At 44.0% G+C, this 12,362-nt stretch carries 12 protein-coding genes; 7 read left to right on the plus strand and 5 right to left on the minus strand.

The window, feature by feature from the left end; genetic code table 11:
• Window positions 1–43: 43 nt before the first annotated feature.
• The 4 genes from NNN64_RS06625 (at window position 44) to NNN64_RS06640 (ending at window position 4,677) form a co-directional block, all read left to right on the plus strand.
• Window positions 44–1,267: an ABC-three component system protein gene (locus tag NNN64_RS06625; RefSeq protein ID WP_271440884.1), complete on the plus strand. Its 1,224-nt coding sequence runs from the start codon at window positions 44–46 to the stop codon at window positions 1,265–1,267.
• On the plus strand, window positions 1,264–1,752 hold the full coding sequence (locus tag NNN64_RS06630; protein WP_087816416.1) for a three component ABC system middle component: 489 nt from the start codon (window positions 1,264–1,266) through the stop codon (window positions 1,750–1,752). Before NNN64_RS06625 ends, NNN64_RS06630 begins: the two co-directional genes overlap by 4 nt.
• On the plus strand, window positions 1,749–3,710 hold the full coding sequence (locus NNN64_RS06635) for a DUF3732 domain-containing protein (protein ID WP_271440885.1): 1,962 nt from the start codon (window positions 1,749–1,751) through the stop codon (window positions 3,708–3,710). Before NNN64_RS06630 ends, NNN64_RS06635 begins: the two co-directional genes overlap by 4 nt.
• A 190-nt stretch (window positions 3,711–3,900) precedes the next feature.
• Entirely contained in the window at window positions 3,901–4,677 is a 777-nt protein-coding gene (locus NNN64_RS06640) for a hypothetical protein (protein ID WP_271440886.1), read from the plus strand.
• 360 nt (window positions 4,678–5,037) lie between these two features.
• On the opposite strand, the gene NNN64_RS06645 is transcribed toward NNN64_RS06640, so the two are convergent.
• The 4 genes from NNN64_RS06645 to NNN64_RS06660 form a co-directional block, all read right to left on the minus strand.
• Entirely contained in the window at window positions 5,038–5,388 is a 351-nt protein-coding gene (locus NNN64_RS06645; protein WP_271440887.1) for a hypothetical protein, read from the minus strand.
• A complete protein-coding gene (locus NNN64_RS06650) occupies window positions 5,369–6,229 on the minus strand; it encodes a hypothetical protein (RefSeq protein WP_271440888.1) in 861 nt (286 codons plus the stop codon). The genes NNN64_RS06645 and NNN64_RS06650 overlap by 20 nt, the downstream gene beginning before the upstream one ends.
• Entirely contained in the window at window positions 6,219–7,133 is a 915-nt protein-coding gene (locus NNN64_RS06655; RefSeq protein WP_271440889.1) for an MvdC/MvdD family ATP grasp protein, read from the minus strand. Before NNN64_RS06655 ends, NNN64_RS06650 begins: the two co-directional genes overlap by 11 nt.
• A 356-nt stretch (window positions 7,134–7,489) precedes the next feature.
• Window positions 7,490–8,362: an integrase domain-containing protein gene (locus NNN64_RS06660; protein ID WP_271440890.1), complete on the minus strand. Its 873-nt coding sequence runs from the start codon at window positions 8,360–8,362 to the stop codon at window positions 7,490–7,492.
• 243 nt (window positions 8,363–8,605) lie between these two features.
• Here NNN64_RS06660 and NNN64_RS06665 point away from each other — a divergent pair, with 243 nt between their 5' ends.
• The gene (locus tag NNN64_RS06665; protein WP_271440891.1) at window positions 8,606–8,788 is read left to right on the plus strand and encodes a hypothetical protein; all 183 of its coding nucleotides are present in this window, start codon (window positions 8,606–8,608) and stop codon (window positions 8,786–8,788) included.
• Window positions 8,789–9,389: 601 nt separating this feature from the next.
• Here NNN64_RS06665 and NNN64_RS06670 read toward each other — a convergent pair.
• Complete coding sequence (locus tag NNN64_RS06670; RefSeq protein ID WP_271440892.1) at window positions 9,390–10,325, minus strand: LysR family transcriptional regulator; 936 nt, start codon at window positions 10,323–10,325, stop codon at window positions 9,390–9,392.
• Window positions 10,326–10,441: 116 nt separating this feature from the next.
• On the opposite strand from NNN64_RS06670, the gene NNN64_RS06675 reads away from it, so the two are divergent.
• Window positions 10,442–11,413: a transporter substrate-binding domain-containing protein gene (locus NNN64_RS06675; protein WP_271440893.1), complete on the plus strand. Its 972-nt coding sequence runs from the start codon at window positions 10,442–10,444 to the stop codon at window positions 11,411–11,413.
• A gap of 29 nt (window positions 11,414–11,442) precedes the next feature.
• Window positions 11,443–12,333 (plus strand): L-isoleucine 3(1)-dioxygenase, encoded by an 891-nt coding sequence (hilA, locus tag NNN64_RS06680; protein ID WP_271440894.1) that lies wholly within the window; start codon window positions 11,443–11,445, stop codon window positions 12,331–12,333.
• Window positions 12,334–12,362 lie beyond the last annotated feature (29 nt).

A 12,362-nucleotide genomic window follows, 5' to 3' on the forward strand; every position in this document is an offset into this window, starting at 1 on the left:
ATTTTGCCATACAGCTGAAAAGCAATCCACGCAGGGACTAAACATGACCGGAGCAACTAGCGATCAATACGCTGCTGGTGAACAGGGCTTAGGGTATATCTATCAGCCTCGTTTTGCGCTACTTAAACTTCTACAGTGGCCAGAAGATACATCGGTTTTGATCGAAAAAGATGATGATCTAGACTTCGTCAATTCTGATGGTGTCAAAACACTGGCATCGCTCAAACACAAGGGGAATGGGGATACTCTAACCGACCTGTCTACTGATTTTTGGAAGTCAGTTCGCATCTGGCTTGACCGCTATAATCGTGATGGTAAAACCGAAGCAAACCTTCGTTTCTTTCTGTTTACGACCGGAACTATCTCAAACGCCTCGTTCCTGCAACACTTCTTAGTAGAACCGCCAACAAAAGACGATAATTTAGTATCAATAACTCACCTCACCAACACAGTTCTGGCTAGAAGCAGGTCAAAACTGATCATGGCAATAGCCGATGAGTTCAATAAACTGACTGATGAGCAAAAAGATGACTTCTTATCACGGATAGTCATATTTGATGGTGGGCCTCGCATTGAAGACCTTCCAACAATTATTAAAAATCAGCACATGCGTATCATTAGACGCGATAACCGAGATGCTATTTTTGAACGACTTGAAGGGTGGTGGAATAACACCATAGTCGATCTGCTAACAGGGAAACGTAAAGAGGCGATTTTTGGTTATGAGATTTCCGACAAACTTGCAGCATTTTCTGAAGAGTACAAATCGGACAATCTGCCGATTACGTTTAGAGGAAAAATGCCCGTTGGAGAAATCGACGCGATGAATGATCCCAGGCTCTTTGTTGTGCAGCTCCGTGAAATAGGGGTTTCCTCTAATCGTATCCGAAACGCTATTCTCGACTACTACCGAGCATTTGAGCAGCGTTCTTCATGGGCTCGTGAAAACCTTTTGGTTACAGGAGAGATGGAAGATTATGAAGACCGCCTTGTTGATGAATGGAGTCGCTATAAAGACGTCGTTTTTGAAGAATTAGATGAAAATTCAGCTGATGAAGTGCTTATTACTGCGGGAAAAGCGTTGTATCAATGGGCCGATCTTGAAAGTGGTAATATTCACTCATTGCGTATCCGAGAACGAGTGACTGAGCCTTATGTAGTTCGAGGGGGATTTCACATCCTTGCGAACAGTAGGCCACTACCCAAAATTTTCTGGCACCCCCACTTCCTAAATAGAGTTGGTCAATTGTTAGGAGCTCAAGCATGAAACAATGGGATCAGCGCCCATTCGAGATAAGGAATCTTTTCAATCCTGCATTTTGTGGTGTTGTACTATTCAGAGCAATGCAGAGCTACGAAGAGGAAAACTCACAGGGCATGCCATTTTCTCTGGCTCTTCTCGTTTTACCATTGTGTCTGCAAAAAGATTCTCGCCAAGTGTTTGCTGAAAACCCTCGCCGCTACCTTTTGAAAACTATAGAAAACAACCCCAAATTACTCGTTAATTTTGCTAACCGCGTCAATAATATGCTTCCATTTACGCTTGAAGCTTTTGGAGTGCTCATGGAACGAGGATGTTTTGTTGTAACGCAAGACGGCCGATTGAAAACAGTACCTAATAAAGTTCGTAAATCGGTCATAGGGACTGAAGAATCTATCTCATGCCAGCGTGTCGCGCGCTATATAGGAAAAGAATTTGCCCGTATTGCAGATCGCGTTACGGTGTACACGACCTTTGGAATACGCCCATGAAAATTAAGTCGATTCATGTCTACAGCCATGATGGCCAACGTCGGGACCTGCAATTTAAGGTTAATGGTTTAAATATCATTACTGGCCGTTCTTCAACCGGTAAATCAGCTCTTTCTGAGATCATTGAATACTGCATGGGTCGCTCTACCTTTAACGTACCAGAAGGTATTATTCGCGATAAAGTGTCATGGTTCGCAGTCATTTATCAATTTTCACAGGAACAGGTACTGATCGCGAAACCGACACCAAATGCAGGAGCCACAAGCTGTGGCACCGTTATGCTGCGACGAGGGAATGAACTGACCGCACCGAATTTCAAAGACCTCTCGGTTAATACCGATGATGATTCGGTAGTCGCACTGTTGTCACGATTACTTGGCATCCGCGAGAACCGTACAGATGTGGCAATTGGGCACAGCAGAGAAAGCTTTGATGCAAACATCAAGCATACTTTTTATTACCTTTTCCAAAAGCAGGGCCTTGTAGCAAATAAAGATCAACTTTTTTATCGACAAAATGAGGCATTTCAGCCACAAACTATTCGTGACACATTGCCGATTCTTCTAGGCATTTCATCAAATGATCGTTATGAACTTGAGGCCAAACTCCGTACAGCACAGCGAGATCTGAAAGTCAACGCCAAACGTCTTGAACAAGCTCGCGATACAATCGATACATCATTGCTAAAAGGTTCTGGACTTTTATCTGAAGCCAGAGCCGTAGGTATTATCACACAAGACAAAGACAGAATCGGAGCTGACGAAGTAATTAATGTTTTGCGTTCTGCAATGCAATGGATTCCGTCACCCATACCTGAAGATGATGGACATAGAATATCCATTCTTGAAAATGAAATCGCGGGTTTACGACAAGACAGACGTCAGATCCAGTTACGAATTGATTCTGCTCGGTTATATGCGAAGCAATCAGGTAATTTTGAAAACGAAGTTTTAGAACAGCAAGACCGATTATCTTCTATCAAGGCACTACCGAAAAATCCGGAAACCGGCGAATGGCAATGGCCATTCTGTGAAGCAAATTTAGCACTGGAATCTCCAATTGCAAAAGCACTCCTGAGCGAACTAACAACTCTCGACGCTGAAATGAGCATTGTGGTTAGCCAACGCCCTAAAATGGATGCTTATCTTACTGAACTAGAAGATGAGGTTCAGACCATTGTAAGTACGATAAGAGCCAAAGAAGTGGAGCTTGCTGCGGCAATCGCGGCAAACGAAGTTATTGAGCAATTAGGCACACGCAATAATGCTGCGGCAAGAGTAATCGGTCGTATTAGTTTGTTTCTGGAGGACCTTGTACCTAACTCAGAGCTGGCAACATATGAAGCAGAAAATCGTCGTCTAAAGCTCAAAGTCGAAGAACTACAAAGGAAAGTTGGAGCTGATAGCAGCCATGAAAGACTCATATCTATTCTGAATAACATTTCGTCACAGATTACACGCTACATCATGGCTTTTGATGCAGAATTTAAGGGGCTCCCTGCACGGTTTGATCTAAGCCAAATGACTGTTATCTTTGATCGTACAGATCGTCCGGTACCTATGAGTCGAACTGGCGGTGGCGAAAATCATCTCGCTTATCACCTGTCTGCATTGTTAGCCCTTCATCTCTTTGCCTCAAAGAACAATTGTCCCATCCCTCAATTTCTTTTAATTGATCAGCCTACCCAAGTTTATTTCCCTTCTGAAAAAATTTACCAGGAAGCTGATGGTACTGTTCAGAAAACGGAAGCGGATGCTGACTTATCAGCAGTACGTAGGCTGTTTGCGTTACTGCTGAAGTTTACACAAGAAGAAGTCCCGGGCTTCCAGCTTATCGTGACAGAGCACGCAAATCTTCGCGACCAGTGGTTCCAAGATGCTTTAACCGAGCTTCCCTGGACCAAGCCCCCTGCCTTAGTACCAGAAGACTGGCCTTTACCGACAGAACTACCAAATTAATAAAAAGTAGTTTTGAAAGACAAATAAGAACAGAGGCCGCTAGAGCAATCAGAAAAATATCGGCAGGTTAATATTTGAGCTATAGCGGCATAAAGTACCAAAACGCTTGTTCAATACAGTTTGTAGGGATAAATTTCCTAGCAGGTTTGCAAACATAGTTATGACTAATAGGGTTTACAGGGTCACTTACATGGCAACGTTATTCAAAAAATTGAGAATATTGAGACGAAACAGAGCGCCCATTACTTCTAAGTTGGATGCAAAACTCAGGCCCCTTCATTTCGCAAAATGTAAAACTGACAGGCGCTTTGCCGGAATTTTGCTAGACCTATCACAGCCAAAATTTCTCACCATTTCAGAACTTGCTCCAGCAGACGTTCTCTTCTGCGCATGCGATGACAATAAACTGGCTCATGGAATAATTTCACATGGCTCATCTGGCGACTATATGCATGTTGCGATCTACGTCGGCGATGGAAAAGTAGTTGAGGCAATAAAGCCGGGCGTTGTAGAAAATACTCTGACCAATGTGGTAGCTCGCTATCCTTACGTAGCTATTTGTCGGTGCCCTGGCGCGAAACCCAACGGACTACCAGAGCTTAGTGACAAAGTTGTAGCATTCTGTAAAGAGCACGTTGAGCAACAAACACCATACAATCTTTTGGGTGCAATCATATCCCCCATACTTGAACTAAGAGAGCTGAAAAAACAGTCCAAATGGCCTAGGCGGTTCGTTGAGAAACAGAGAAAAAGAGGGCCTAGGAACTCTTTCTTTTGTTCAGAATTTGTTATAGAGGCCTTTACTTATGGTGGATATATTAGCGAGGAGACAATGGACTCTGCCAAGTACTCACCAACAGCTCTTGCTGAAGAGAATGATTTTTGGTTGATCGGCTATCTTGGTAATCCTAATATGGTTGAACACATCCGTAAGTATGACCTCTTTCTAACAGGAGGGATAACTTGACCACAGTACCTTTCAGCCCAGTATTGGACTAATTAGTCTCGTCCAGCTTAAACATTTATTTTCATGATAATGAGCACAAGATCGTGGTCATAAGCCATTATTAAGCATTGAAATCAATGATACTTTAGAGATCTCTGGTCTGCTCCCCATTGATTAAGTCACCACAAGGTACATAATACCTTATGAACTTCTGCTTCTCGCTCACAACGGACCTTCAGGCCTGTCAGATGACCGCTTTGTTCCAGGAGCGAACGTTATTTTCATCAATGTATGCTAGTTACGGGGAGTACGCCAATTGTTAAATTGCGCATCCCCATTTCTTAATTCACATTGATAATCACTATAAGCAAACAAATTTTTTTAGTCAGCGTCCGTTGATTCTAGCGTTTTTGTAATTGTGGTGCTATCTGCGAAAATAGTTATTCCCTCATGATCTGAGGTTTCAAGAGTTCTGGTCATAGATGTTCCAGCAATATAGGTATCTTGATCTGAATGTTCAACGACGTTTGTTACTATTGTAGAACTGGCATCATAAATATCGTAATCTACATGCTCCAGACTTTCAGTCACGATTGTTTCATCTATTAACACATCATCAGAATCACTGTTCTCAATCGAAAACGTTTTAACCGTACCTCCTTTTAAACATTGTTCTATTTGGGAAGGAACCATCTGAATTGTTTCACTGTAATTAAATAAATACGGTTTCATTTTTAAATATGCCTTCAAATGTTAGTGATGAGGAATTTTTTACAACATAGTAAACTGGTATACTCGATATTTTTTGATTAAGAACTTTTTCTTCAGGGAAAGTCTGTATAAACGCCCATAATAATATAGAAAAACAAAATACTCTCACACTATATTTTATGGCGTTTTTCAAAAGGCTTATGACATTTACTCTTTCTGCATCACCAGCCTTCCATTCGAAGTAATGATATAGCAACTCAAAGTTCTCTCCTTTGGATGAAGATAATTCCTTGAATTTATACCTCACGTAACCATTTACATTCAGTATTTCGAAAATAAACACACCAGCATTTATTATATTTACGAAAGAACTCGCCACTAGGAACCAGAGGACAGTGGTTTTCAAGTATGATTGAGAGTGGTACTCAGAGATTGTCGGTAACAAAAATGTAAGCAATCCCACTACCGAGGTTATAAAAGCCAGAAAAAAACTCGCTTTATTATGAGCCCCGGAAATAGCATTCTTGTTATCGGATTTCTTTTCTTTGAGAAAATCAATTTGAGCATCATGAATATCACTCTTACCTAATAGTGTCTGATTGAACGCATTTACTTTATCCATGATAATGGCAGAATCAACAGGTGGCACGAGATCTTTAAAGCTAATTTTGTGAAACCATGAAAAACGTTCAGTCTTCAAGCAATATGTAAAAAAATAAAAATGAGACATTGCAATATTCAAATGCAGCAATGAAATCCTAACAGGAAGACTTGATTGATAAGTGTCAAAATTTTTATCACATGATGTGTGCAAAAAAAATGAAAAATTTAACATGTGTAAAATTAATTGTTTAAACTTCATATCCTAATACCTTCATTATTGCAGCAGATATTTCAACTCCTGTAACGAGTTCAAGCCATAACCATTGCCCATTAGCATTCATCTCAAGAAAATACCAAACATTATTTTTTATGATGAAGTCGAAACAACCAAATTTCATATCAAAGCATTCCATATATTTCAGGCAGTTGATACGCACATTTTCAGGTATGATGTTTACTGAGTACGAAGTCCTGTTATTCTGTTTTCTCCAATCAATTTTGTTGTCAGAATCGATTCTGATACAAAAAAAAGATCCATCAACAACAGTAACCCTAGTCTCGTAATCTTTTTCTTGATAAACTTGGAAGTAGACAGGTGAATATTTAAGCATCTCCTCTGTCATGTCTGAACAATACAAATTTGTTTGCACAAACTCCTTCGTTAGCCCATCTGAAACAACCCCACTAGCCAGTGGTTTCACTATGTATTTTTCATCACACTCATCTTTTTCAATGATGAGCTCACTATGATTTCCAATTAAGAATGTTGGAATTTTGAAGCCGACCTTTTTTGCGATACTGGCCTGTATGATTTTATTATCAGCTTTACGCATTTTTGATGGTGATGATAAACACAATCCATCAAAAGAATCAGCAATACCTTCGATTAAGGATATGCACTCTTTATGGATAAAATTTCTATACTTAGGCTCAATGACATTTTCAAGATCCTGATTTGCAGGCTTACGATAATATATAGATGAGCAATCAGTCGATGCAATGGACTCTCCATTATTGTTTACTATTTTGAAACCATCCCTTCCATAGGAGATTTTGTACTCATAGAAATAGTCAGTATTCAATCTAAAAAAACTTGCATCAGGGTATTTATTAATTAAAAAGTCGCACGTATGATCATAACTGCTGGTAATTATTAGTATCATGATTATGCCATGTTCCTTCACGAGATGTGCAAGATGTTATTCTATATTAATTAGCAAGTAAGCTGCAACTAAGCGACTATGATAGAATTTATTCGGGTAACAAGCGACCTACTCCCCATTGCTTAATACACGACGATGCGCGTAGGGCCTCCTGTAGGTGGTAAATCGACCGCTTATCGCTCAGGCTGTGTGAAAACGTTAGTGATGACATAACCGGCCAAGAATAGAGCCGAAAATGCCCTTCCTACGTAAAATTTGGCGTTGTTGACCAGTCGATCGATTCCAGATTTTGCATAGCCTCACGCACTTCGGTTTTTGGTTAGGGTTTTCACACAGCCTGCGCTCTTAACAGACTGTCAAATTTGCCCATAAACCTGCGCTACATACCGCCCACGACCGTCACCATGCCCCAGATCCATCGCCACCATTGCCAGCGCCTCTTTCCTGCTGAATCCCTGCGCCAGATAATGATGTATGGCATCCTGTGCCCACGCATAACGTAGAGAATGCGGGGAATATGCGCCAGTTAGACCAATGCGCACTGCCTGGTTATGCCAGTAGTCCATCGCGCTTTTCAGATCCGGCTTGTCAATCAACCGGCCATTACGGCTTTCTGTGACAGCTAACGCATTATCCAGTGCTTTTTTCACTGCGCCAGTATCCAGAATCACCGTTTCGCGAGGTCGTCCGCCTTTGGTGCCGAAAACCACGGTTAAGCGCGTATCGCCACGTTCAAGGGCCTGTTTCCACGTTTTTAGTGACTGAGCACTTTGCACCACCTCCTGTGAGCGCAATCCCATCAGCCGCGACAGTTCCAGTGCTGCCGCCAGTCCCGGATCTTTTGCGTGGGCCGTTTCCAGTACATGCCGATAATGATACGGTGTGATGGCCTGCCGCGTACCGCTGCGGGATGCGCCAGACAACCCCAGGGATTTATTTGTCAGTCTCTCATGCTCAGCAATCTGTTTGCGCCCGGCCTGTTGCAGTACAACACGTAGTGAGGCCATTTCATTCTGTAGCGTGCGTTTGCTGATCCCCTGTGCCAGCCTGTCATGAATGTAGTTTTCGATGTGGCGAACCTTAATCTGCGCCACACGCTGGATCTGGACGTTCAGCGCCCGTAAATGCTGATCAAAACGTTGCACGATATGGATGCGATCGTTCACTGTTTTATGACTACCGCCACAGTGCTTTGCCAGCGCCTTCATTTCACCACCTAACTTGCCCATATACTCCCCCTTAATTTTGGGAACACAAACGGTCTCCGGCGTATGCTTTTTGGCTGCGCCAGAACGATACCTTCACGCCGGAGTGGCAGCTTGTTGAGGTATAGGGAGTTTCAGCCAGTACAGGGTACGGACTGCCTGCCAGAGCAGGAATTCTCCGGGGCATCATGCCCCCCTCGGTATCGATCTTTTTCTTCTCTTTTTTGCTGACAGCGGCCCCAAAAAGGACGTATCAGATTAGGGAATATGCGCAGAAGCCCTGAAAACAGTGGCATGGCGCGGTGTGGTGGTTGTGCGTCACTTTGTCGCTTTGCGCGACGCAAAGTGACGCATCGGTTGAGTGCCGGGCGCGAAAGATCGCGGATTCTGGCGCAGATTGACGGTCACGCGGCAGCAAAGCCTGGCGGCAATGCAGGCCGCAGCCCGTAGGGTAAAGGAGGCTGATCCATAGCCGGACAGGGATTGACCCGGAAATTTCAGGTGTCGTGGAATGCTGACCAGCGAGCTGGCGCAGCGAAAGGACGTTTTGTCGGTAAAGTATGACCTCTGTCGCAGTGACCTGCGAGCCGGTGTTTGCGGAGGTATTCACCGGTAGGGGCTGCCATCCTGAGTTCCTCAGGCGCTTCTTTCAGGCCATGAAGCATGGGCGCTGTCAACGACAGCATTGTGCAATCCGGAGCTTACATCCGGTCGATGGACGTGAAAAGGGGAAACTCTTTTTTGATAAAAAAGAGTTTCCTGTAGATTTTTTCGAAATTTTATGAGTGTAAATCTGCCGCGCGTTGCTTGTCTTCTTCCGTTCAGTCATCAGCAAAAAACTGGTGACTGAACGAAAGAAGTTGCCCGGTAATCCACTTGCTCAGAGGTTTAAGTCTTTTGGCCTTTTCGGGCAAGCCCGTTACCCTTAAAAATCCCTTACCTTTAAGCCTTTTATCTTTTGGCCTTTTCTGGTTCTGGTACAACAGGCTTTATTTTCGTTATGTAGCAACAAAAAAATGATGAATAAAGGCTCTTTGTGACGTAATAACGATCAATCTGTATTACCGTCTGGTTCTCTGGTCGCTTTTAACCACGCCATAAAATCATCAATAAACACCCGCGTTTTCAAAGGCAATAAACGGCTGGGCAACGTAATGGCCCATGCGGTCGCTGGTATCGGATTCTCAATACGCCAGTCCGGTAGTACCCGTTTCAGTTGACCGTTTTGCAGATAACGGGCGGCAATAAATGTGGGGATAAGAGCAATACCGACTCCCTGCAAAATCGCATCAATCATTGCATCGCTGTTATTGATCATCAGGCGCGGAGTAAGCAGCACGCTTTCCTGGTGGTCATGCAACCAGAAGCGCCATTCACCATGAAACCGGGGATCGCCGGGAAAGAAAATATTGTGCTGGCTCAGGTTAGCCGGGGTTTCAGGCAATTCCATGTCATACCCTTGCGCGCAAACCAGAACATAATCGACGGGCATCAGCGCTCGCGCCACCATATTTACCGGAGGCGTCTCTGTCACACGTAATGCGAGATCGTAGGTTTCATGGGTCAGATTCACCAGCCTGTCGGTAAGATTCAGTTCTACATTAATTTCCGGGTAACAACGTAAAAAACCAGGAAGAAACGGCGTGAGCAGAATTTTCCCCAGTGTATTTGGCGCAGTAATACGCAGTAACCCTCTGGGTTTATCACTGTAGCTGTCTGCCCGGGAAAATAAAGCATTCGTGGCGGCGATCACGGTTAGTGCCTGTCCGTATATTTCCTGACCTGCTTCAGTAATCAATAACGCACGGGTGGTTCGGGTGAACAGGATCAAATTCAGGCGTTTCTCCAGCCTGTCGATCATCCTGCTGACCGAAGACGGAGACATTGAGAGCGCCCGGCCTGCGGCGGAAAAACTTCCTTTCTCAACCACCTGCACAAAAAGCGTCAGGCCAGACAGGACTTCGGTTAACTCATTTATGTTCTTCATGCATAGCTCTTTTGCTTTTCAACTGTCTAGTCAGTCCGGCACGGAACAGTATGATGTTTAACAGCGGAGTATGTGTCGTAAACCTTACCATCATAAACTATCTCCAGCGGTGATCTATGTCTGAAACATCTGTCGTTAGCCGTATTAAGCAGCATGATGTACTTAATGTCGGCGTGAGTCTGGGCTTTAAAGGGCTTTCGCTGTATGACTCAATTCATCAGCGCTGGGATGGATTCGATATCGACCTGGCGCGCGCGGTTGCCATTGCGGTTCTGGGTAACGATAGCAAAATTAATTTTCTGCCTTTGCAGTCGGCGGATCGGTTTAAGGCATTGCACGACGGCGTCATTGACCTGGGTACATTTAATTCAAGCGTTACCTTTCGGCGTGAAGTTGAATTTGGTATCAGTTTTGTCCATCCGATGCTGTTTGATGGCGAAGTATTAATGACGTCGCGCAGCAATCTGACAGACGCTATACCAAAGGCGCAGTTCACTCGCCGCAGACGCATTGCCGCGATGCGTGGCTCTACCACAGAAGAGAATCTGATACGCTATTTTACCGCGCTGAATTTATCCTGTGAAATTATCCAGTTTGATTCTCCGCAGCAGGCTCGCCAGGCTTATCAACATGGTGAGTGTGACATTTACTGCCTGGATAGCTATCTTCTGGCTGGCGAGCATGTGCAACTGCCCGATAGTGAGCAGCATCTGATTCTGGATGATCGTATTTCACTTGAAGCTATGGCCCCGGCTGTCACCGCAGAGGATCCACAGTGGCGCACTGCCGTTTGCTGGATAATGCGTGCGTTAATTGAGGCAGAAAATCTGGGGCTGGACAGGCTGAACATCAATGAAAAAAGCCACAATCCTTCCGGCTATCTGCGAACTTTCCTCTGCCCGGATGAGCTGATCTGTCAGCGCCTTGGCCTGCTGCCAGATTTTATTCGCAACATCATTATCCATACCGGAAACTACGGTGATATTTTTGAACGTCATCTGGGTAAATATTCCTTATTAAAACAACCTCGCCGGGATAATAAACTCTGGGCCGATGGAGGCATGCTCTGGTCTCCTTTATTTATCTGAAATAATTACTCTACACACAGGGATATACTATGAATACATTATCAGCAGTAAAATCAGGGGAAAAACAAATAACTGGCTCATCGAAAACTAATTTTGGTTATCTGGAGTCAACAAACGGAGAGATCGACTTTTCCATTGTGAAAAACATTATTTGTAATGGGCACCATAATGGCAAGGTTCTCTATATTATTCGTAATTATGCCGATAAAAATGTCTGCCATGCTGTAGCGGATAAATTCAATCACATGGTCGCTGAAAATGGTGGCAATCGACCCAATGATGGCTATGTGCTGACTTATCAGGTTGGAGCCACCCAGTTCTCCCGTAATGGTGAACAGTACATACGCGAAGTTAACCGGGTCAATCAGGACGTCATCGGTCTGATGACTGTAACCGATGAACAAGGCATTGAATCTTTATTCCTTCACTCAACGCTGGAAACAGGATTTCTGGCGCAGAACGTTCACTTTGGCCCGGCGCGTTTTAAAAATGGCTATGCCTGTTTTGCCACGTTCCGTCGCTGGCTGGATAATGGTGCGATGTCCCTGATGCCGCATGAAGATATTGCACAGGTCTATTTTGCCAGGGAGGACGATTTCGAGATTGCCTGTACGCAGACTGTTACAGCCTATAACGTTTGTCTTGAGGCAGCCAAAGAGGGCGGGCAGTTACAAATCTGGAATATGATCCCGGATAACGAGAGTCGTGAGCGTCTTGGGGTCTCCCGTACTGGTTATCCTTACCCGCCAGATTTGCTGGGTAATATTGAATCGCTTTCAGTGCAGCTCAATGTCGGGGATATTTATTTTATGAATGCCTGCCATTTGCATGGCGTCAGCAGCATCAGTGATGGAAGCCGCCTGACTGCCGGGCGATTTATTGGTAAGTTGAATGATCGAAAAGTGGTTTACTGGACCTGATATTGTTTATCAACATATCTGATCATATT

This window comes from Citrobacter sp. Igbk 14, from assembly GCF_028069825.1.
GTDB lineage: Bacteria > Pseudomonadota > Gammaproteobacteria > Enterobacterales > Enterobacteriaceae > Citrobacter.